Source organism: Clostridium sp. TJA038 (assembly GCF_058310255.1).
This window is the reverse complement of sequence record NZ_JBZEFA010000001.1, coordinates 1225170-1248385: the sequence shown is the minus strand read 5'-3', so window position 1 is coordinate 1248385 and position 23216 is coordinate 1225170. Positions and strand designations below refer to the sequence as shown.

General features: G+C 24.7%; 23 protein-coding genes and 1 riboswitch. Of the genes, 18 read left to right on the top strand and 5 right to left on the bottom strand.

The features are described 5' to 3' along the window. Window positions 1–437 precede the first annotated feature (437 nt). A complete protein-coding gene (locus AC4FQV_RS05865; protein WP_491164949.1) occupies window positions 438–989 on the bottom strand; it encodes a hypothetical protein in 552 nt (183 codons plus the stop codon). Between the two features lie 360 nt (window positions 990–1349). Between AC4FQV_RS05865 and cas6 the strand changes: the two genes are divergently transcribed. From cas6 to nagE, 13 genes are all read left to right on the top strand, one after another. After that, on the top strand, window positions 1350–2042 hold the full coding sequence (gene cas6 / locus AC4FQV_RS05860) for a CRISPR-associated endoribonuclease Cas6 (protein ID WP_491138175.1): 693 nt from the start codon (window positions 1350–1352) through the stop codon (window positions 2040–2042). A gap of 17 nt (window positions 2043–2059) precedes the next feature. Next, on the top strand, window positions 2060–3826 hold the full coding sequence (locus tag AC4FQV_RS05855; protein ID WP_491164947.1) for a type I-B CRISPR-associated protein Cas8b/Csh1: 1767 nt from the start codon (window positions 2060–2062) through the stop codon (window positions 3824–3826). 3 nt (window positions 3827–3829) lie between these two features. Further along, window positions 3830–4771: a type I CRISPR-associated protein Cas7 gene (locus tag AC4FQV_RS05850; protein ID WP_491164945.1), complete on the top strand. Its 942-nt coding sequence runs from the start codon at window positions 3830–3832 to the stop codon at window positions 4769–4771. 3 nt (window positions 4772–4774) lie between these two features. Continuing rightward, window positions 4775–5533 (top strand): type I-B CRISPR-associated protein Cas5b, encoded by a 759-nt coding sequence (gene cas5b / locus AC4FQV_RS05845; protein ID WP_491164943.1) that lies wholly within the window; start codon window positions 4775–4777, stop codon window positions 5531–5533. A gap of 122 nt (window positions 5534–5655) precedes the next feature. Beyond that, a complete protein-coding gene (locus AC4FQV_RS05840) occupies window positions 5656–5979 on the top strand; it encodes an NADAR domain-containing protein (RefSeq protein WP_491164995.1) in 324 nt (107 codons plus the stop codon). Between the two features lie 187 nt (window positions 5980–6166). Then, window positions 6167–7111 (top strand): phage lytic cycle repressor MrpR family protein, encoded by a 945-nt coding sequence (locus AC4FQV_RS05835; RefSeq protein ID WP_491138182.1) that lies wholly within the window; start codon window positions 6167–6169, stop codon window positions 7109–7111. 556 nt (window positions 7112–7667) lie between these two features. Continuing rightward, window positions 7668–8459 (top strand): HAD-IIB family hydrolase, encoded by a 792-nt coding sequence (locus AC4FQV_RS05830; RefSeq protein WP_491138184.1) that lies wholly within the window; start codon window positions 7668–7670, stop codon window positions 8457–8459. A gap of 438 nt (window positions 8460–8897) precedes the next feature. Next, window positions 8898–10523 carry an EAL domain-containing protein gene (locus tag AC4FQV_RS05825; protein ID WP_491164941.1) on the top strand — a complete coding sequence of 542 codons (1626 nt, stop codon included), beginning with the start codon at window positions 8898–8900 and terminating at the stop codon, window positions 10521–10523. A 103-nt stretch (window positions 10524–10626) separates the two neighbouring features. Beyond that, window positions 10627–10974: a hypothetical protein gene (locus AC4FQV_RS05820; RefSeq protein WP_491138186.1), complete on the top strand. Its 348-nt coding sequence runs from the start codon at window positions 10627–10629 to the stop codon at window positions 10972–10974. 145 nt (window positions 10975–11119) lie between these two features. Further along, window positions 11120–11272 carry a spore coat associated protein CotJA gene (locus tag AC4FQV_RS05815; RefSeq protein ID WP_491138187.1) on the top strand — a complete coding sequence of 51 codons (153 nt, stop codon included), beginning with the start codon at window positions 11120–11122 and terminating at the stop codon, window positions 11270–11272. A gap of 17 nt (window positions 11273–11289) precedes the next feature. Continuing rightward, complete coding sequence (locus AC4FQV_RS05810) at window positions 11290–11541, top strand: spore coat protein CotJB (protein WP_491138188.1); 252 nt, start codon at window positions 11290–11292, stop codon at window positions 11539–11541. Between the two features lie 12 nt (window positions 11542–11553). Beyond that, window positions 11554–12120 carry a manganese catalase family protein gene (locus tag AC4FQV_RS05805; RefSeq protein ID WP_491138189.1) on the top strand — a complete coding sequence of 189 codons (567 nt, stop codon included), beginning with the start codon at window positions 11554–11556 and terminating at the stop codon, window positions 12118–12120. A 543-nt stretch (window positions 12121–12663) separates the two neighbouring features. Next, the gene (nagE, locus tag AC4FQV_RS05800) at window positions 12664–14115 is read left to right on the top strand and encodes an N-acetylglucosamine-specific PTS transporter subunit IIBC (protein WP_491164939.1); all 1452 of its coding nucleotides are present in this window, start codon (window positions 12664–12666) and stop codon (window positions 14113–14115) included. 69 nt (window positions 14116–14184) lie between these two features. Here the strand turns inward: nagE and AC4FQV_RS05795 are convergent, their stop codons facing one another. Further along, on the bottom strand, window positions 14185–14778 hold the full coding sequence (locus AC4FQV_RS05795; RefSeq protein WP_491138192.1) for a hypothetical protein: 594 nt from the start codon (window positions 14776–14778) through the stop codon (window positions 14185–14187). 163 nt (window positions 14779–14941) lie between these two features. On the opposite strand from AC4FQV_RS05795, the gene AC4FQV_RS05790 reads away from it, so the two are divergent. Further along, window positions 14942–15076, top strand: coding sequence for a hypothetical protein (locus AC4FQV_RS05790; RefSeq protein ID WP_491138194.1), 135 nt, complete (start codon window positions 14942–14944; stop codon window positions 15074–15076). Window positions 15077–15280: 204 nt separating this feature from the next. Continuing rightward, window positions 15281–16654: a [FeFe] hydrogenase, group A gene (locus AC4FQV_RS05785; protein ID WP_491138195.1), complete on the top strand. Its 1374-nt coding sequence runs from the start codon at window positions 15281–15283 to the stop codon at window positions 16652–16654. Between the two features lie 151 nt (window positions 16655–16805). On the opposite strand, the gene AC4FQV_RS05780 is transcribed toward AC4FQV_RS05785, so the two are convergent. Then, entirely contained in the window at window positions 16806–17117 is a 312-nt protein-coding gene (locus AC4FQV_RS05780) for a hypothetical protein (RefSeq protein WP_491138196.1), read from the bottom strand. A 517-nt stretch (window positions 17118–17634) separates the two neighbouring features. On the opposite strand from AC4FQV_RS05780, the gene AC4FQV_RS05775 reads away from it, so the two are divergent. Next, window positions 17635–18108, top strand: coding sequence for a CPBP family glutamic-type intramembrane protease (locus AC4FQV_RS05775; RefSeq protein WP_491164936.1), 474 nt, complete (start codon window positions 17635–17637; stop codon window positions 18106–18108). A gap of 50 nt (window positions 18109–18158) precedes the next feature. Here the strand turns inward: AC4FQV_RS05775 and AC4FQV_RS05770 are convergent, their stop codons facing one another. After that, the gene (locus AC4FQV_RS05770; RefSeq protein ID WP_491164934.1) at window positions 18159–18698 is read right to left on the bottom strand and encodes a hypothetical protein; all 540 of its coding nucleotides are present in this window, start codon (window positions 18696–18698) and stop codon (window positions 18159–18161) included. 240 nt (window positions 18699–18938) lie between these two features. Beyond that, window positions 18939–19117, top strand: a riboswitch (cobalamin riboswitch). A 1187-nt stretch (window positions 19118–20304) separates the two neighbouring features. On the opposite strand from AC4FQV_RS05770, the gene AC4FQV_RS05765 reads away from it, so the two are divergent. Both AC4FQV_RS05765 and AC4FQV_RS05760 read left to right on the top strand, forming a co-directional pair. After that, a complete protein-coding gene (locus AC4FQV_RS05765) occupies window positions 20305–20631 on the top strand; it encodes an SdpI family protein (RefSeq protein ID WP_491138200.1) in 327 nt (108 codons plus the stop codon). Window positions 20632–20831: 200 nt separating this feature from the next. Next, entirely contained in the window at window positions 20832–22295 is a 1464-nt protein-coding gene (locus AC4FQV_RS05760) for a sulfatase (protein WP_491164932.1), read from the top strand. Window positions 22296–22376: 81 nt separating this feature from the next. Here the strand turns inward: AC4FQV_RS05760 and AC4FQV_RS05755 are convergent, their stop codons facing one another. Beyond that, window positions 22377–23063 (bottom strand): hypothetical protein, encoded by a 687-nt coding sequence (locus AC4FQV_RS05755; protein ID WP_491164929.1) that lies wholly within the window; start codon window positions 23061–23063, stop codon window positions 22377–22379. Window positions 23064–23216 lie beyond the last annotated feature (153 nt).

The following is a 23216-nucleotide window of genomic DNA, read 5'->3' as shown; positions in this document are numbered from 1 at the left end:
TATTATATAAATAAAAATAGCACCATAAATTTATGGTGCTATTTTTATTCAAAAAACATTACAACATAATATATGAGTGAACATGAAAAAAGTCATTAGTATCTAATGACCTTAATTATTCTACTATTAAAACCTTTACTTTGTCAATATTTTTAATAAATATATTAATATGGTATTTTTAACATTGTTATAGGATTTTTCTTATATGCAAGTTTAAATTAAAAATAGAGTATGATATAATTCTTAATGTGTTATCATTATTAATTATTTATTAAACCAGAACATAGATGTATTTAAGTATAAAGGGTATAAAGGTGTGCACACCTTAAACTTTAATTAAACCGTAACATTAGATGTGTGCTTTAGGGCTTTAAATAATTATAATGATAACATTAATAAAAAAAGAAGTTAATTAAACCTCTTTTTATATTTTTATATTAAAATATTCCAAGCTTTCTAAGAAAAGATTTCTTTTTATATTTATCACTTCTTCTCACATAATTTTCCTGTCTATATCTTAACAAGTTTTCTGTATTATCAAAAGTTTCCTTTATCATAAGGTTTTGTTTTGATATTTCATCCTCTATTAAACAAAGTAGTCTTTCACTTTCCTTTTTAACTCTTTGATTTTCTACCTTAAAGCATTCATTTTCTATATTTTTAGTTCTTATTTTTCCATTTAAGCTTTCTATCTCATTACATAAAGCTTTATTTTCCTTTTTAACTCTTTCATTTTCTACCTTAAGACTTCCATTTTCAATTTTTTGTCTTTCAATTATAGATTTGAGATTTTTAAGTTCTTCTTTAAGATTTTCTTCAGTTGCTTTTTTCTCTATCATAAGTTGTAATTTATTTACCCCCTCTAAAGTTAAGTACTTTTTTCTTTTTTCAGTTACTACAAAATCTTCAAAATCTTTATTGTTAATCTTTTTGTATATACTTTGCTTACTAATATTTAATTTATTTGCTACTTCATCTATGCTAAACACTAAAATACCCCCCAAAAAAAGATTTTATACCTAATTATTATATTAGACATATAAACCTATAAACCTTCAATAATATTACTATTTATATAAATTATATATTATTTAATAATTTTTTGTATATTAAAAAAATAACAATAATTTATATATTGTTATTATTTTTACAATTAAAGTAAATTAATAATAATATTAACTTAAATATTGTAATAATTTGCAATTAGATTAATAAAATAAATTGATTTTTAGTAAAACATACAATTTAAAATAAATGTTTATATTGTATAATAGGTTTAATATATATTTTAGGCTTGATATAATAGTTTAAGAATAAAATCTTATGATATTTTATGGGAGGGAATAAAGGTGCAGGTTTATCAGCTTGATGTAAAGGTATACCTTTTAGAAGATATAAAAAGTGAGGAAGCTTTAAAAGAAATAAGTAATTTTATAGATATTACCTTAGGCAGAAAAGAAAACTTTTTAAAGTTACATAGAGAGAACTGTTATAAAATGTATTGTTTTAATTCTTTTTACCCCTTAGAGAAGGATAAGCTTTATAAAAAAGATAAGATTTATACCTTTCAGCTAAGAACTATAAATAACAAATTGGCAAAATATCTTTTAAATGAGATTCATAAAAGTTACAATAATTCAATAAAAGGTATAAAGGTTAATATAAAGTTAATAAAAAAATGCTTTATAGATAAATTATACTCTATAAGCCCAGTTCTTGTAAAAAATGATTTTGGGTATTGGAGAAACAATATGTCTTTAGAGGAATATGAAGATAGACTAAAGATTAATAGTATAAAAAAGTATAATGAATTTACAGGAGAAAAAATAAGAGAAGATTTTCCACTATTTAGTTCCTTAGAGTTTAAGAATAAAAAACCTATAGCTATAAGTTGTAAGGGAGTAAAACTTCTTTCAGATAAATTAAAACTTCATATAAGTCAGGATGATTTATCACAGAAAATAGCTTATATGCTTTTAGGAGTTGGCTTAGGAGAAGGAAATCCTAGAGGCTTTGGATATGTAAATTACAAAACAATATAAAGAGGGGAGGGGAGAAGTTGTTAAATCAGATTATAAACTATATTTATAATAATTATGGAAGTACCTTAGAGGATAAAATTTTAGAGGAATACACACTTTCAGAGGGAACTTATCTTATAGTTAAGGAAGATAAAGAGGGAAATTTAAAAGAAAGCTATAGAACAGAGATTTCATTTAATAAAAATACTAAAGAAGTAGATTTTAGTATAGAAAATTTTAAATTATTATGTAAAATGGATTATAATAGTAAATTAATTGATATGAATAAGCCAATTGATAACAAGAAAGTTATACATAGTAACAATTATTTAAGTTTTTTTCTTAAAAAGGAAAGCTTAAAGAAAGATGAAAAGACGGGACAAGCAAAGTTAAATAAAGAACGTATAGAGGATTACTATGGAGTTTTATCAAATTTAGAAGAAAAGTATGCAAAAAAGGGTAAAAAGTCCTTAGAAATTTACAAGAAGGTAGAAGAAGAAATTGGGCAGGTTAACTTAGAAAGGATTTCTAAAATAAAGTCTTGGATTTGTGATAATATTTTTAAGCTAGATATAGATGTAACAAATAAAAATTACTTAAAGATATTTTTCTTATATGAGGAAGAGGATTTTATAAAGGAAGGTAAACGTTATTTAATTCCTAATATTTATAATAGCAATAATTATAATATAAAAACTAAAGAGGGAATTTTAGGTTTTCCAAATAATAATTCAACCTTAAATAGCAAAAAGCCTTTTTTAGAAAATAGAACTAGAAACAATACAATTCCTTTCCTAGTTAGTGAAGAAGATATATTAAAGCATAAAAAAGTATTTGACTTATTATTTAATAAGGCCTGTAAAGGTGAAACTAACATATATATGAATGAAGAAGAATTTTATGCTATTAAAAATGGAGAATTTATAAAAAATAATAATTTCTCTGGGATTTATCTTAAAATACAAAGAACTACTGAATGTGAAATAATTGACTTTGATATAATTTCTTCCTACTCTTTTAAGCTTCATAAGAAATTTAATTTCCAAAATATTATAGGTGAATCTTTAGAAAATTTATATAGTAAGAAAAAAGATACTTGGCATTATGGAATAATTGAAAATAGAGATGAAATGCATGAATTAATTAACATAATACTTTTTAATAAGCTTTTAAAAAATAATTATTTTTTAGAGGAGCCTATTATTAAAGAAGGAGAGGTTAAGAGAGCTTTATCAATAAGTAAGGAGCAGTTGTTTAACTTTTTCTATAAAGGAAATTCAAAAAATATTTGGAAAAGCTTAAATAAGGTATCAAAATTAATGCTTAAACATTCTTTAAATAATGGATATTACAAAAAGGCAATTAATCAGTTTAATTTAATTTACTCATTAAAAGAGTATTTTGAGGAAGGAGAGGAAAGCATGGCAGAGGTTCTTTTAAAAATAAAGAATACTTTAAGAGAAAAGGTCTTAAAGCAAAAAGAGGACTCTATAAGCTGTGATAGAGAATACTTTTATGCAGTTGGTCAGTTAACTTCTTATTTAGTAGGAAAAAGCAAGGGGAAAAACAAGGCTTTATCCTTAGGTAATCCTATAATAAATGCAAAAAATGATAAAATAATAAAATCAAATTTATTTAGACTTTATAAAAAATGTAACTATGCTTTAGACCTAAATAAAGATTTAAGGTTTAAAAGAATGTATACCATGATTTTAGCTTATGAAGTTGAAGGAAAAATACAGGGAGATATAATAACTGCTGGATATTTAAGTAACAATATTATTTATGAAAAGAAGGAGAGTTAGATTATGAACAAAAGAGTTTATGGATTAATATGTATTTCATCTAGAATGGCAAACTGGAATGCTGATTTTACGGGATTCCCAAAAACAACTTCTGATGGAGATATTTTTGGAAGTGATAAGGCCTTAAAGTATCCTATGAAAAAAGCTTGGGACAATTCAGGAGAGAAGGTTTTATATATAAAATCTATGAAATTTTCTGAGGGAAAAAAAGGTGAGGTTTCATTAGTTCCAAAATCTTTAAAGGAAAGATATGAAAGTCTTTTTGGAGAATATTCAAAGGAAGAAAATAATTCTAGAGAGCTTTTAAAAAATTTATTTAAAGCTAAGGATGTTAAAAATTTTGGAGCTACCTTTGCAGAGGCTAAAAACAATATATCCATAACTGGCGCAGTTCAAATTGGACAAGGTTATAATATTTATGAAGAGGCTGAGGCTGAAGAACAAACTATATTATCACCTTTTAGAGATAGTTCTGTAAAATCAAACAAGGAAGAAGAAGCAAAAAATTCAACTTTAGGAATTAAAATAGTAACACCAGAGGCTCATTACTGTTATCCTTTTGTTATAAATCCCCTTGCATATAAGGAGTTTATAGAACTTGGGGTTACAGAAGGGTATACAGAAGAGGATTATAAAGATTTTAAAGAGAAGGCTCTCTCCTCAGTAACAGCTTTTGCAACAAATTCAAAGCTTGGTTGTGAAAATGAGTTAGGAGTCTTTATAGAAACTGAAGGTACTTTATACTTACCAAATCTAGATAGATATGTAAAGTTTATAAAGGGAGAAGAAAAAGATACCTTTGAGTTAAATTTTAAAGAAATTTTAGAAGGGCTAGAAGAAAGAATAAAGAGTATAGAGGTTTATTATAATCCTTTAACAATAGATGTTAAAGCTAACTTTGAAGGAGTTAAGTATTATAGCATCTTTAGTAAAAAAGAGGTGTAGTATATGGAAATTTTAAAGTTTACTTTAGAAGGAAGAAATGGTTTTTTTAAAAGGCCTGATGTGAACTCTAAGCTTTATTTTACCTATGGTCATATTCATAAAGTTGCCTTGCTTGGAATTTTTGGAGCTATAGTAGGTTATGGAGGGTATAATAAAAAAAAATTTACTACAAGTTATGAAAAGTTTTCTAAGGAGGAGGTAACTTTACCAGAGTTTTATGAAAAACTAAAGAATTTAAGAGTTTCTATAGTTCCAAGAAATAAAAAGGGTTTTATAGAAAAAAAGGTTAATGTATTTAATAATTCTGTAGGATATGCCTCTCAAGAACAGGGAGGAAATTTAATTGTAAAAGAACAATGGCTTGAAAAGCCTTCTTGGGATATTTATCTTCTTTTAGATAATAAGGAAGCTAAAAAAATTTCAGAATTTATTTTAAATAAAAAGGCTATATATCTTCCTTACCTTGGGAAAAATGACCATAGAGCAGATATATTAAATTGTGAAATATGTAGTTGCAATGAAGTTTTAGAAGCTGATTTTATAGATAGTTTCTTTAAAAAAGGAACATATAAGTTATCAAAGACTAGTTATGATAATTATGAAAGTCTTTATAAGTATGAAGAATTTTTACCTATATCTCTTGATGAGGAGACAAGTATGTATAAAACAGAAAGTTTAATTTATACAAATAGTCCTTTAGAGAAGGGAGAAAAGGAAAGTTTAACTTATAAAGTAAAGGATAAAATTATTCAATTTATATAAAATAAGATATGAATATCTTAAGAGTTTTTAAAGGAAATATATTTAAATTTTTATATAAGCTTTATTAAAATAGGGGGAGAATATTATTAAATACACATTAGAATTACTTTGCAAGGAGTTTAATAAAAATAAAGATATGGATTTTTTATTTTTTTTGGGGACATACAGAAAAGGGTAATAAAGAAATTACAAAAGCTTGTTTAAGTCAAGGGTATTACTCTGAATTTAGTATTGATGGAATTTCATATTGTTGTGATAAACAGTATATGATGGCTGAAAAGGCTAGATTATTTAATGATTTTAATATTTTATCTAAAAAATTATCAACATCTAAGCAAAGTGAGATTAAAAGTTTAGGTAGGCAAGTTAAGAATTTTAACATAGGTATTTGGAATGGAGAAAATTTATTAGGTTTTGCCTTAATGGAAGTTAGAGATAATTTATAAATTAGTAGCTTTTAAAAGAAAATACATTCCATATTTTCTGATTTATTTTACAATAGATGTAAAAAATATGAAATATAATAGGAAAATTTATATAAATTATAAATTTTATGGATTTAAGTTGAAAAAGACAGCTATATATTATATAGTCAAAATGTAAGGTAAATTTATTAGTTATGGAGTGTTTACAGTGGAAAAGTTCGACAGATATATAGAAAGCATTACTAGTGAAAATACAAAAAAAACTATATTGGTTATTTGTAATAAATTAAATAACTATATGAATAACTGTGGGATAGATTCTATAGTTAATATAACCTCTAAGGATGTAGATTCATTTTTAAAGCAAGAGTATAATGGGAAATCAAACACAACTTTATCAACTTGTATAAGTAGATTAAAAGACATGTTTAAATTTTATGGTAATCCAAGTGCTACAGAACATCTAAATTTATTTTATGTTAGGGATATGTTAAATGTTAAAGAGGCAGATATTTTTTCTCCAAGTGAGATATTTAATATAATAGATAATTTGCTAAATTATCAAGATAAGGCTTTAATTCTTATGATATACATGGGACTTTATGATAATAATTTTGACACTATAAGAAATTTAAAGTCAGAGCAATTAAAAGATGGTAAATTAATATTAGAAGAAGGAAAAGAAATAAAGTTAAATGAGTATTGTAATTCTATATTAGAAGGTGCAAAAAAAGAAACTGAAATTGAAAAGTATATGGAAAGCATACAAGAGGGAATTTCAACTCATTATCCTTTAAATTTAGATTCTCCTTATTTAATAAAGAGTAGATTAAGAAAGGGTGGAGCCCTTATTTTACCTTCAGCAACCTTAAAAAAGAGGTTTGAGACATATTCAAAACATTTACATAAAAAAATTACTCCAGTATCAATAAAAAATTCAAAACTTATTTATGACTTAGTTTTATTAGAATACAAGAAAAATGATGGTATAGATATAAATCAGTTAGAATTAAAAAGGGTTTTGAAAGAAAACGGTGTCATGGGTAGTATAGAAGATTTAAATGTAGTAAAAAAGAAAAATAAACTTAAAGTTTTAAAGGACATATATTTAGGTAAGGATTACTTCATAAAAGGAATTGAAGGCTTATTTTAGCCTTTAATTTTTTGAGTTTAATATATAATATAAATATAGAATATAAATAAACCGTAAATTAATTAAATTTTAAGCTTAAAATTTACGTTATTTATTTACTTTATTTTAGTATTAATATATAATTTGAAATTAATGAGCTTTTTAAAAAAATTAATTTGTTTAACCTTAATATAGGATGTATTTAAATTTGAAATTATTGTCTATTCTAATTAGAACAGTAATAATTTAACCATAACATAGGATGTTTTTAAAAGAAAGTTTATTTTAAAAGTTTATTTTTAAAGTTTAAATTTAATTTTAATATTTTATTTTAGAAAAGATGGATTTATAAATCCATCTCTTTTTATTTTAATTAAAGGTTTATATTTAATATAATATGTAAATTTTACACTTTATTAAATTTAAAATCTCTAAAATATGTATAATAAAATTATAGGATTGTAGATTAAAAACTTTACTAGGTATTTTATTAAATTATTTTAAGAAAATATTTAGTTATAAAGTTATTTAAAGATACTCTACAATAAATTTAAAGGTATAAACTTAAGGAGAAAGTATGAAGTTATTAGCAAGTGATTTTGATGGAACATTATTAGTAGATAAAAATATTGATAAAAGAGATGTGGAAAGAATTAAAGCCTTTCGTAGAGCGGGAAATAAGTTTATAATCTCTACAGGAAGAACTCTTCTTACCATGGAAGGGGTAATTGAAAAATATGATTTAGAGTTTGATTATTTAGTTCTTTGTAATGGGGCAGTAATACTTGATAAAGATAAAAAGGTTATAAAAAGCAATCTTGTTTCCTTTGAAGAGGTTAAAATAATTTTAGATGAGTTTTTAAAAGAGGACAAGGTTATGATTTATTTTGATAATGGAAGTGGAATGAAGTTATTAAAAAATGAAAAGGTTGATATGAATAATCTTGCCTTCTCAGAAGAATTAGATTTTCAAATTGAAACAAAGGAAGAAATATTAAGCTTAAAAAGTGGAGCAGTTATTTTAAGTTTATGTACTTCAGATGCTTCTTTAAAAAGAGGAGAACAGATTGAGAAAAGATTAATTGAACTTTTTGGAGAGGAACTTTCTATTTTTAGAAATCAATTTTTTGTAGATGTATCTTCAAAGGGTTCCTCAAAGGGAGAAGGGCTTAAAGAAGTACTAGCTTTAGAGAATAAGGATTTTAAGGATTTGTATGTAATAGGAGATTCCTTTAATGACATATCTATGTTTGAAATAACAGAGAATAGTTATACCTTTAATAGAGCTGATAGCTTTATAAAGGAAAAAGCTAATCATACTGTTGACTATGTTTATGAAGTAATTGATGATATTTTAGATAATAAATAGTTTAGTATAAAAATATTTTACATAGAGAATAGTATTTTAAAAGTATAAAAGGAGAAAAGCTTTTTAGTTTTTCTCCTTTTTATTTTTATAAAGAGAAGATAAAAGAATTTATATTTTAAAATTGACTTATTTTATAAAGCTAAGTTATACAATATGGGAGATTTGGGAAAGATTTATATAGAAAGATAATTAACTTTAAATTGATTTTTTTGTTTTATTTTTTAATGAAAATGTTAATTAAATTTAAACTTGTTTTCTTTTGAAAAATAGAGAGAAAAGCTTTACTTAAACAGTAAATACTATATAAACATATATAAATTAAAAATTTAGAGATTTATAAATATTAAAACTTTAAAAACTTGTTTCAAAAAAATTATTAAATATGCTATAATTTGTAGAATACTGTATAGATTTAAATTTTACAATGGGAGTTAATTTATGAAAAAACATAGGAGGTTTATAGTTATTGTCCTCTTTTTTATTGCCTTTATAACTTTTACTCTATTTCATGGGGCAGTTATAAATAAAGAAAAAGAAAAGACCTTATTAAAAATAGGATTTTATGATGATTATCCACATTTTTATATTAATAACAGAGCAAATGTATGTGGGTATTATAAAGATATAAGTGAGAAATTAGCAGAAAAGCTTAATTTTAAAATTGAATATGTAAATGGAAGAGTACCAGATCTTTTGCAAGAACTTAAAAATGGAGAAATAGATTTAATATTTGGTATAAATAAATTAAGCGAAAGAGAAAAAGACTTTGAATTTACTGATAAATCTATAAATGATGAATTAAACATCTTATACACTAATCAAAATATAGAGTATGGTCATATAGAAGATTTAAACAATAAGACTATGGGCTATATAGAAGGAGAATTAGATAATGAATGGATTTTGCAATATCTTAAGGAAAATGATATAAAGGTAAATTTAGTTAAGGCCTCTTCCTATAAGGCTGTAAAAACTTTGCTACTTGATAATAAGGTGGATTTTATTGTAGATAATCCTGATAGTGATATAAAAAATAAAGGAGAAAATATTAAGGCTATTTTTGAGTTTTCTTCTGGACCTAAATATATTGTTGCAAATAAAAATCATAAAGATTTAATAAATAGCATTGATAGAGAATTAAAAAATATGAATCTTAATGATTATATTGGAAATACTTCATATAAAGTTAGGATAGATAATTTCATTAAGGATACCTCTAATAGACATTTAATTCTTCTAGTGATTTTTAGTCTTTTAGTTTTATTTTTATTTAAAATTAAAAAGAATATTTTAAAAGTATTTAAAAGAAGAAGTATAAGGGCTAATTTGAAAAAAGAAAATTATACGCTTTATTATCAACCTATAGTTGATTTTAAAAATAGCAAAGTAAGAAGTGTTGAAGCCTTGTTAAGACTTAAAAAAGGCGGGAAAATATTAACTCCATATTATTTTATGAAGGATATAGAAAGTGCTGATATGATGAAAGAAATTACTCTTTGGGTATTAAAAAGAGTAATAAGAGATTATGATACAATAAAATACTATAAAAATATAGATAAGAATAATTTTTATATATCTTTAAATGTATCCTTTAATGAAATAAAGGATAGAGAGTTTTTAAAAAAAATTGTAGATATAGTTAAGGAAAATAATACTCTTAAAGGTTGTATATGCCTAGAGATAATAGAAAAATTTGGCCTTGAAGAAATTGAAAATATAAGAGAAAATATAAGGTTTTTAAAAAGCAATGGAATTTTAATTGCTATAGATGACTTTGGAGTGGAATATTCAAACTTAGATTTATTAAAAAAGATAGACTCTAATATAATAAAGCTAGATAAGTTTTTTTCTGATGGTATTAAGGATTCTGAAATAAGCCTTAAGGTTATAAATTTTATCTTAGATATTTGTAGACTTTCAAATAAATCTATTGTTATTGAGGGCATAGAGGAAAAAGCACAGGTCGATATAATAAAAACCTTTCTTTATGAGAAAATTTATATACAAGGGTATTATTTTTCAAAACCTTTAGATATAAAAGAATTAAAAAGCTATACCTTTTAAGAGAATTTTAAGAATATAATTAGTAAATATTGAGAATAATAAAGGAAATAAGCTTTAAAAATAGAAGTAATTAAGTATTCTTAAAATTTAGGAGGTAAAAAGGGTGAAGATAGGAATAGTTGGAGAGGATGCAAAGGATGCTTTTAAAAGTTTAATTGGAATTGAGTTTATACTAAAAGACTTAAATATACAAGATAAGTTTATGGTTGTAAATCCTTTAACGGGAGAAGGTTTTGAAAAATTTTATTATGAAATTTTTAAGCGTTTTGGAAAAGATATTATAAGCAAAAAATATGAAAGATTTTTAGAATATATGATGAGCGAAGAATGTGGTTTTGACATTTGCTCTGATATTAACAATTTTATCCATATAAGAGATTTTACAGAGGATGATAAGAAAAGTTATAGCTTTGCTTTAGAAAGTTTTAAAGGTAAATATGGGTTACAATAATTAGATAAAAAACATCTTAAATGAGTGAGAAATTCATTTAAGATGTTTTTTTATTTAATTATTAAAGTTTTATCACACACCTTTAAAAGGAGACATATTATATTACTATAAGTTATTTATATTATATATTTAAAGGGTGAAAGGCATGTATAATCATACAGAAGATAAGTTTAAATTAGAATATGCTCGTGCGTATATATTACCTCAAAAATATGAAAATTTATATTCTATAAATAAGGCTTTTGAAAAGGGAACTATATTTAAAGACCTAGATAAGCCTTATAAAGAAAAAAGATAATTTTAGAGGTGAATGTTATGAAGGCACAAGAATTATTAAATGATATAAGAAAATTACAGTTTTATGCAGTAGAATTAAATCTTTATTTAGATAATTTCCCAGAGAACAAAAAAGCTACAGAGGATTTTAGAGAAATAGCTTCAAAATTAAATCAATTAATTTCTAGTTTTGAATGTGAATATGGACCTATTAGAAACTTTGGGGATGCTTATGTGGAAAATCCAATGGCATGGATTGAACAACCTTGGCCTTGGGAAATTACAGAGTAGGAGGATTTAATTATGTGGTATTATGTAAAAACTTTAGAATATCCAATAAATTTAAAAAGTAATGATTTAAATATAGCTAAATTTTTAATGTCTCAATATGGGGGACCTGATGGAGAACTAAGTGCAGCACTTAGATATTTAAACCAAAGATACACTATGCCAACTAATAAATCAAAGGGGTTATTAACTGATATAGGAACAGAAGAAATGGCACATGTAGAAATGATTGCTACTATGATTTATCAATTAGTGGATAATGCATCTATTGAGGATTTAAAAAAGGCTGGTTTAGCAGGACATTATACAGACCATGGAAAAGCTTTGTATTATGCAGATGCTCAAGGAAATCCTTGGACTGCAACCTATATTCAAGCAAAGGGAGATGTTATAGCTGATTTACATGAAGATATGGCAGCAGAACAAAAGGCTAGAACAACTTATGAATGGCTTATAAATTTAACTGATGACCAGGATATAAAAGAGATTTTAAGATATTTAAGAGAAAGAGAAATTGTTCATTATCAAAGATTTGGAGAGGCTTTGATGGATGTTCAGGAAAAAATGAAATATAAAAAATAGTAGTAAGGCCTATATAAATATTTATATAGGCCTATTTTTATGTGAAAAATATAAACTTATTTAAAAATAGATAAATATTATTAAATTGTATTTTTACAAAAAATACAAGAAATGTTACTGAAATTAAATAGTTTTAACACAATATTTACTTATAGTCCACTAATTGTAATAAATAACCATGTTAAAATAATAATGTAAATAAAAGGATATTAAGTTTTAAATTGTAAATTTAAAATTTGAAGTCTTTAAAAACTTGATATTCTAAAAAACAATTAAGGGATATTTTCATGGGGAATTAAATTTCTTCTATACTTAGGCATATTTATATTTATTTTATTTTTTATTCCTTAAGAGTTTTAAAATTCTATTTTAGGAGGTGAAATATATTATAAATTAAAAAATACATCAGTTTTGTAGCTTAAGAAAAGGTTTTAGCAATATTAGATAAATAGCGAAATTTATAAATTATTAATTATAAATTTTATTTTAAAAGGGGTTTTAAAATAATTAATAGTTTATAGAATTTATGGGGGGATAATTAATATGATGAAATATTTACAACGACTAGGTAAATCCTTAATGTTACCAGTTGCAGCACTTCCTGTTGCTGGTATATTAATGGGTATTGGATACTGGATAGACCCAAGTGGTTGGGGAGCTAATAATGTTATTGCTGCATTTTTATTAAAAGCTGGTGGAGCTATTATAGATAACATGGCAATACTATTTGCTATAGGGGTAGCAGTTGGTATGTCAGATGATAATGATGGTGCAGCAGGTTTAGCAGGTTTAGTATCATGGCTTATGATAACTACTTTATTATCTACTTCAGTTGTTGCTATGATACAAGGAGTAGAAGTTGAAGCTGTTAACCCAGCCTTTGTAAAAATTCAAAACCAATTTATAGGTATTGTGGCCGGTTTGATAGGGGCTAGTTGTTATAACAGGTTTAAAAATACTAAGTTACCAGATTTCTTAGGATTCTTTAGTGGTAAGAGATGTGTTGCTATAGTTACAGCTCTTGTTTCCATAGTAGCTGCTATAATCTTATTCTTTGTATATCCTTTAATTTATAATGGATTAGTTTCCTTTGGTGAATCTATAATAGCTATGGGTCCAATAGGAGCAGGTATTTATGCATTCTTCAACAGATTATTAATACCATTTGGATTACACCATGCTTTAAACTCAGTATTCTGGTTTGATGTTGCAGGTATAGATGATATTGCAAAATTCTGGGGTGGTACAGGAGTTTTAGGAGAAACAGGTATGTATATGTCAGGTTTCTTCCCAGTTATGATGTTTGGTTTACCAGCTGCTGCTTATGCAATGTATCGTTGTGCAAAGAGTAGCAAAAAGAAGGCTGCTGCAGGTATATTATTAGCTGCTGCTTTATCCTCTTTTGTTACAGGGGTAACTGAACCATTAGAATTTGCCTTTATGTTCTTAGCACCAGTTTTATATGTAGCTCATGCATTATTAACTGGTATATCTGTAGCTGTAGTTGCAGCACTCCCTGTAAGGGCAGGATTTAACTTTAGTGCAGGTTTAGTAGACTGGATATTAAGCTTTAAAGCACCTATGGCATTAAATCCATTATACTTATTAGGAATAGGTTTAATATTTGCACTTATATACTATGTAGTATTTATGGTTATGATTAAGAAATTTGATTTAAAAACTCCAGGTAGAGAAGATGATGGAGAAGAAGATTCAAAAGCAGTTTTAGCTAATAATAACTATACTGAAGTTGCAAAAATAATCTTAGAGGGATTAGGTGGAGCTTCTAATATTTCTTCAATTGATAACTGTATAACTAGATTAAGATTAGAAGTTAAAGATAGTACCTTAGTTAATGAGAAAAAGATAAAATCTTCTGGTGTATCAGGAGTTATAAGACCAGGAAAAACAAGTGTTCAAGTTATAGTGGGAACACAAGTACAATTTGTAGCTGATGAATTTAAAAAGCTTTGCAAAGAAAAAAGTAGAGCATAGTATTTAAAATTTATAATATTATTTTACCAAAAGAGACTCCAGTAGATACAAATCTTCTGGAGTCTTGTTTTATTCAATAATGATTTTAACACCACGAACCTTAGCTGATTTTTTATTAAGTCCTTTTCTTTTAACTAAGTCATTTAATGAAATTAGGTACTCTTTAGCTTTTTCTTTATTATTTATTTCATTGTATGATTTTGTGTAATAATAGTAATATAAGAATAGTTGGCTTTCAAATAAATTATTTGGTGTTTCAATATAATTTAAAAGTTCTAAGACATTTTCATAATTCTTTTTTTCAAAATTGCAATATACTAAATCTAATAAGTGCATGGTATGAGTCCCTTTTGTTCGCTTTTTGCAATAAAAGTAATATATAAAGTCATGAAGGTCATCTAAACTTTCTTTAGATAAGTAGATTTTTGATTTATTAAGAAATTTATATTCTATAAATCTTAATATAGCTACAAATAAAAATAATAAAATTATATAGGAAAAGTCATCTGTTTTTAAATATTTAACAAGAAAAACAAGTAAAGAGATTATTGAAAATAGCCTTATTATTTTGCTTACTTTATTTAATTTTTTTATTTCTTCTAAGGCTTTCTCAGAATATTTATAGTTTTTATAATCGTAGTTTTTTAAGTTATATATGCTCATTATACCTCCATTTAAATATTGTTTGTAAATTATACCCAATTAAATTATACATAAAAAGTAATAAATGAGAAGTTATGTTAATTTAATTTAAAATAAAATTTTTCTTTAGTTCATATTTAGTAAGTAATTTTATAAAAATAAATCATGAAGTTTAGGAGAAAATATGAAAAAGTATTATAGTTCAGAGAAAAATAAGTTTTTTAAAGGTATTTTAATACTAATTTTATGTATATTTTTAATAATTTCTTTTGTGAAAGTATATAGGGAAGTTATGACTTTAGAAATAATTAATTTTTAATATTAAAGAAATATATTTATATAAATTAAAAATACTTATAAAAAAAGAAGATTTTCTGTGATTTTGTTTAAGAGATTAAATAAAAACATACAAATTATTAAGTTTAAGTATAAATGCTTTAATAAGCTTTAATTTAAGTTTATTGAAAAAATAAGAGGTAAGAGTTAACATTATATGGAATAGACTTAAAAAGGGGGAAGAGTTTTGAGTAAGCATTTATCTACTGATATTAGAGTAGCTATTGAAGAGGATAATCCCTCTATTACTAGAAGAGAAGAACTTTGTATAAAATGTGGTTCATGCAAAAATATATGCACAGAATATATAGGCGTAAATGGTCATTATTCTTTAGAAAAGACAAAGGATGTAGCCATATGTATTAATTGTGGTCAATGTGCAAATGTATGTCCAACATATAGTATTACAGAGGTTTTTGATTACAAAAAGGTAGAAAAGGAAATAGAAAATGGAGACAAGATAGTTATATTTTCTACTTCTCCAGCTCTTAGAGTTTCTTTAGGAGAGGAGTTTAATATGGAGGAAGGGACTTTTGTTCAAGGGAAAATGGTAAGTCTTTTAAAAAAGTTAGGTGCTAATTATGTTTTAGATACAAATTTTGCTGCTGATATGACTGTTTTAGAAGAAGCTAGTGAACTTATAGAGCGTATGAAAAATAAAAATAAACCTCTTCCACAATTTACTAGTTGTTGTCCTGCTTGGGTAAAATATTTAGAAACTTTTTATCCTGAATTTTTAGATAATTTATCAACAACAAAAAGTCCTATAGGTATGCAAGGACCTACTATAAAGACTTATTTTGCAAAAAAGATGGGAATAGATCCAAAGAATATTATAAATGTAGCCTTAACACCTTGTACTGCAAAAAAATTTGAAATAAAGAGAAAAGAAATGAATGCCTCAGGAAGATATTATGGAATAGATTCTATGAGAGATATGGATTATGTAATAACAACTAGAGAAGTTGCTATATGGGCAAGAGAAAAGGGCATTGATTTTAATTCTCTTGAAGATTTAAGTTTTGATGGATTAATGGGAGAATCTTCTGGTGCAGGAGTTATTTTTGCAAATACAGGAGGAGTTATGGAGGCTGCTTTAAGAACAGCTTATAAGTTTATTACTAATCTTGACCCACCAGATAAATTTTATGATTTAGAAGAAGTTAGAGGTTTAAAAGGAGTAAGAGAAGCAACTATAAGCATAGGTGATTTAAATCTTAATGTTGCAGCAATTTATGGTACAGAAAATGCTGCGAAATTTTTAGAATCTCTTAAAGATAATAATAAAAAATATGATTTCGTTGAGGTCATGACTTGTCCTGGAGGATGCATAGGTGGTGGTGGACAACCTAAGAGAAAGCTTTATGAGGGAGATAAATTAAGAGAGAAGCGTATAGAAGCTTTATATAAAAGAGATAAAAGTTTAAATATAAAATCAAGTTATGAAAATAAAGAACTTAAAGCTTTATATGAAGATTTTTATCAAAAGCCTTTAAGTGATATTGCAGAGAAAATGCTACATACTGTCTATTTTGATAGAAGTGAAGATTTAGGAAAATAGATTAAATTTTATTTTCATTGCAAATAAAAAAGGGAAGTACCTAAATTTTAGGTGCTTCCCTTTTAAGTTATAAGCAGAAATTTTATTTTAAGAATGTAACTTAAAATATTCTTAAAATTCTTAGCATAAATGGAAATAAGTTTTTATATATTTATTTATGATGTTTATGTTGATGTTTTGGAGATATTTCAACAGTTATGCTAAGACCAATTCCTGCAACAACTCCTGTTATTATGTAATAAGTTAAATCGCTTATAGGTAATACATATAAACCTAAAAGTCCTATTATAAGTAAAAGCAAAAATACACATACTATAAAAAACAAAGGTTTAAATTTAGGTGTTGTAGGTATAATTTTTGCTATTTTTTCAGAAATATTTAATCTTTTATTTACTGGTATGAAAATAAAAGCAGAAACTATTAGCGAAATAATCATTGGAATAAAGCTAATTAAATTCTTCATCTTAAGTGTGTCCCCCTTATCAAAGCTTTCTTAATTTCAAAGTTTCTTTCTATTTTTAATAAAATTAAATTTTATAATAAAATGTCTTTTAAATTAAATTTATCAATATAATAATAACATATATTATAATAGAATAAATTTAATTTTAAATGAATTACTTATATATATAAATATAACTTATTTTTTAAATAATATTTTTTCTATAAGAAAATTAAATTTTTCTTATTTTTATGTAAAAAAGTTTATTTTTTATGAGTTCTTTTAAGCAAAGTGTCAATATATAATAAAAAAAGTTTATTAAATAAATAAGTATTCTATATAAGATTAAAAATAATTACATAATAAAAAAGGAAGAGTTTACTCTTCCTTTTTTATTATGTAATTATTTACTTTTTTCTAATTTTTTTATGTCTTCCTTAGTTTTATTTAAAGAACTTTCTAAGTTAGATAAGTTTTATTAACTTTAAATTTACGAAAAAGTAACTATATAGTAAAATATTTTTAAGGGGGCATGCATATGGAGTATATAAAAAATAGCAATAAGTTTAATATAAGGGGATTGATTACAGATATATTTTATATTGCTTTTATTGTTTTTATTATGATGGGTGTAGAATTTATTTTAGAATATGTTGTAAATACTTTTGATGTTTTAAATAGAAATTTTTTAGGAGCACCTTTACTTCGTGAAAGTTTAAATGAAAAGATTATTTTAGGTGTTATTATAGGACCTATTATAGAATCTTTTTTTATTATTTTTATGTATAATTTTATAGGAAAATTTATAAAAAGAAAATTTATATGCACATTACTTGTAGCTTTAATATTTTCACTTTTTCATAATTATTCTCTACTTTATATAATTATTGTTTTTCCAAGTTCCTTTTTATTAATATTTTCTTATAGTTATTATAAAAGTAAAGTTTTATCATCCTTTTGGATTTTAACTTTAATACATATGGTTTCTAATCTTTTAGTTTTAATAGGATAAATATATATTTAGTTTTAGGAAAAATATTTAAATAGGAGGCTTTTAGCCTCCTATTTTTCTATAGGGAAAACAGTATTTTCAACTTCTGGATTTCCTATAAAAAGCCTTGTAGCCACTAGAGGCAAGAAAAGTATAAATACTTGGCAAAAGGAAGTTATTGATATATACATAGGAATATCAAAAATTTTGTTAAAAGAGCTAAGGGAATATATTAAAGAGGAAATTATTATAATAGCCATAGATAATAATGTAAGATGTGTTAGTTCCTTTAATCCCTTCTTGCTTCTAATAGAGGTATCTTTATATAAGTTATATAATAATATGCCTAAGATTATTAAAATATATAAATAGGATAAAAAGAAATAAGAGTTAAATTTATCTGTAGCCCAAGAGATGTAATCTAAGGTTACATATTCATAAATTTCTTTATGGTTTATTAAGTTTTTTAAGAAAATGTTTTTAATAAAAATTGAAGTTATAAGACCTAAGAAAATTAAAAAGGAGGAAAAGGTTAAAAATAATTTTTGTTTTATTATAGTTTTTCCTTTCCCTAAAAATATACTTAAGGATATAATTATTAAAAAAAGCAAATATAAAATAACAAACCCTCCCTATAAAAGTTTACATAATTATTATACAGTAAAAATAATTAAATTACAAATATTGGAAATATTTTTAGGGTTAATAAAGTATTTATATGGATTTTAATCCATTATTTAAGAAATAAAAAACGAATTTTAAGAAATATTTTCTATTAAGAAACTTTAAGTAAGGCAAAAGGTGTTGATAAGTTTAATTTTTATTTATATAATGTATTTAGGTAAGTATTTAAACTTACCTTTGAAATAGGTGCAGTAATGCTTAATAGGGAATTTAGTGTAAAACTAAAGCTGCCCCCAGCAACTGTAAGTATCTTCTTTAAAACATTAGTCCACTGTGATTTTTCATGGGAAGGAGTTTTAAAGACATAGCTATGAGCCAGGAGACCTGCCTAATTCAAAAATACGTTTATCTTTCTGGGGAAAGAGGCAAGTAATTGAAATTTTATCATGCTTAAATTATAGAGGCTTTTTATAAAAGAAGCTTTATTTTATTCTGTGTCTACAATGAGGTGGTCTTTTGCATGATTAAAATATAGAGAAATATCAATTAACTTGTAGAGATTTTCCTAGATAGGTATTCAAAGTGAGTATCTATCTTTTATTTTTTAATTTAGCTAGGATTTAAAAAATAACAGTAGAAAAAAATCTAAAACAGGTAAATTTCTCAAAGATGAGTAGGCATTTCTATGCTAAGGTTCAAAGGAGAATCAAAAATAAATTGCTAATAGCTTTTATTTCTAACAAGGGAGTTAGTTATATTTATCATAAATTAGCAATTAAAACTTATTAGGGATATATAGAAAGAAAAAATTTAACTTTCTATATATCCCTTTTTCTTTTACATTTTTGTCTTATAAAAGTAGTGATTTTTAGACTTCTATATACCTTAAAAATGGCTATTTGAAAGGTGGTATGACCAATTTCAATTGGCGTAATCGAATAAGATAATAGAGTGAGTAAATAATGGGAACATTTTAACGAAATTAAAAGTTAGAAGCGAATAATATCAAAAAATAATTTGTGAATGTAATATACGTAATAATTTGTGAGTTTTAAGAGATTGTTAAATTGTATGTCTAGTGGTAACATTTATAAGTAAAATAAAGTATTAATTTATATTGTATATGTTGTTGAGTGAGTGAATGAAAAGCTATTCAGTGGGAGGGATAGCTTTTCTTTTTTTTATAAAAGCTTATAGATTTAAGTTATCTTTTAGGTGCGAGATATTCTCTTAATTAGATGAAGTGACAACAATTTTGAGAGAGTTAAAGTTTTGATTTAGTAATTACACTTTTATAATAGTAAGAGATAGGCTATTAAACCTTAAATCTATAAGCTAAAATTAAAAAGAATAGTGAATTCCTTTTCATAAATATTATTTACTTAATGATAATTTATATACAATTATTTATAAGCAATAATTGTAAAAAAAGAAGAAATATAAAAAAATATAATGGAAATGAATGGATTTGAAATATAATGAATGAATTTAGGGATTTTTATTAAATGAAAATTGTGGTAAATAGTGGTATTATATAAAGGCCGTGAAATTTTTATATTAATTATTTAAAATAGTAAAAGAGGGGGAAGATTTTTGGTTATAGTTTTCATGGGAATAATTATATTTATTGTTGGGCTTATTTGTAGAAGACTGCATGATGATTATGAAAGGTATCCTAATCTTTTTGTTGGATACAAGTTAAGACATGTAATGAGAAGTAAGGAACTTTGGGAAGAAGCAAATAATTACATATTAAAACCTAGCACTATAGCTTTAATATTTTCAATAATATTTACTTTAATTATAAGAATTTTTAATTTAAAGCTTTCAAGTAATATTTACATACTAATTTGCATTTTAATTTTGTCTTTACCTGTACTTTGTACAGAAATACATATAAGAAGGTTTAATAAAAAATAAAATATTTAATATAAAGATATAAGAATAAAATGACTAAAAGAAAAAAATATTTTTTCTTTTAGTCATTTTATTTTTTTATAAATTAAACAATTATTTAACTTTTTTATAATAAAAATCTAAAGGTATAGGAATTTTATTTTTTTTGTTGAATTATATATTTAAAGAGATTAAATTTTATCTTTTAGAGAGGAGTTTAAAACATGAGAATATTAATGTTAGATTTAGACACCTTAAGAGCAGACCATTTAGGTTGTTATGGATATTATAGAAATACATCCCCTAACATAGATAGAGTTTCTAAAGAGGGAATAACCTTTGATAATTATTACTGTTCAGATGCACCTTGTCTTCCTTCTAGGGCTTCTCTTATGTCAGGAAGATTTGGAATACACACAGGGGTTGTAAATCATGGAGGAAGTTGTGCTGATTTTAGAATAGAGGGAAAAGATAGAGATTTTAGAGATAAAATGACCTTAAACAGTTTGCCAATGTTTTTAAGAGAAGAGGGATTTTATACTGCCTCTATAAGTACCTTTTCTGAAAGACATAGTGCCTTTTGGTTTAATGCAGGTTTTAATGAAATACACAATGTAGGAGGATATGGTGCAGAAATAGCAGAGGATATAACACCAGAAGTTTTAAAGTGGATAGAGGATAAAGGAGATAGAGATAATTGGTTTCTTCATGTGAATTATTGGGATGCACACACTCCATATAGAACGCCAGATACATATGAAAATCCTTTTTCAAAAGAGGATTTGAATTTATGGATAAGTAAAGAAAGATTTAAGGAACATAGAGAAAATAAGATTGGTCCTCATGGAGCAAGAGAAATTAGTATGTATAATAATGAACAGCCTTTAAATTTTCCAAAGCATCCAGGAGAGATAAAAACTTATGATGAACTTTTGGAGTTTTTCAATAAGTATGATTGTGGAATAAGTTATATGGACTTTCATATTGGGAAAATACTTAATTTTCTAGAGGAAAAAGGAATATATGATGATACTGCTATTATAATAACCTCAGACCATGGAGAAGCTATGGGCGAATTTGGTATATATGCAGAACATGGAACTGCAGATTATACAACTACTAAAATACCTATGATAATAAAATGGCCAAAGGCTATGAAAAATTATAGAGATGATGGATTTCATTATAATCTAGATTTAGCACCTACCTTAGCAGAATTATTTAATAAGGAAAAGAAGGACTATTGGGATGGAAGAAGCTATGCTAAGAGTATTTTAAAGGGAGAAGACACAGGTAGAGATTATTTAGTTTTAGGACAATGTGCTCATGTTTGTCAAAGAGCTGTTAGGTTTAAGGATTATATGTATATTAGAACTTATCATGATGGGTATCATTTATTTCCAAAGGAAATGCTTTTTAATGTTGAAAATGACCCTCATGAAATAAGGAATATAGCAGAAGTTAGAAAAGAGATATGTATGGAGGGAGCTTATCTTCTACAAAATTGGCATGATGAAATGATGTTAAGTAGTGAAAGTGATGTAGACCCTTTATGGACTGTAATTAAAGAAGGAGGACCTTATCATGCTAAGGGGCATTTAAAAGAGTATTGTAAAAGGTTAGAAGAAACAGGAAGAGGATGGGCTATTACAGAACTTAAAAAGAGACATGAAAATGAATTTAAATAAAAATGCAATTTTAAAATTATAAAATTAAGATTATTTTAAAAGAAAAACTTATAGATAATTTTTATCTATAAGTTTTTTTCTTTAGGCTATTAAAGGTGATTTTGTATTTTCAATTATATATTTTTTTACTCTTAAAAATATATAGGATATTAATAAAGTTATATAAATTATTGCATCTATAAATTTACTATTAAAATTTGATATGTAAATCAAAATTACATGGATATACATTAATAAATAAAATAAATAGGATAACTTCTGTATTTTTTTCCAAAGTTTATGACTTATTCTATTTTTAAAAATATTAAGAGAAGTTATTCCTAGTGGAATTACAAGTAAAAATATTATAAAGCTGATGAATATAGATAAAAAATTAAGTTCATCTAATTTATAAGAGTTTCTAAAAAATATAGGGAAAAATATTTTTCCATAAAAGCTACTGTGAAATAATAAGAATATACAACCTAAAATAGATAATTCTCCTCTTATTGCTCTTAAATTTTTTGAGTATTTAAAGTTGTTTTTTAATACACCAGTAAACATTACTATAGTAAATATTATTAAGGAGAAGGTTCCAGTTGGAATTAAAGATAAAAAGTACTGTAAAATTTTAGGATAGTTTGTAAAAGCTTCATTTTTAATTAAAAATAAAGACAATATACTAAGAATTACAGATAAAAAATAAAAATAATAACTGTGAGTTTTTATTTCTTTGTAAAAATAAATACATAAAAATATTGTTAATGATAGTAGAATTAAAAAAAGCATTTATAAATTTCCCTTTCTTGTTAATGATAATCAATTTCAATTAGATTATATATTTAGGAAAAGATTTAGTCAATAAAAAAGTTATATTTTAAAATAATTTAACTTATTTATGATAAAAGTTATTTTTTAGTAGGATATTTCATCTTTCTGTTG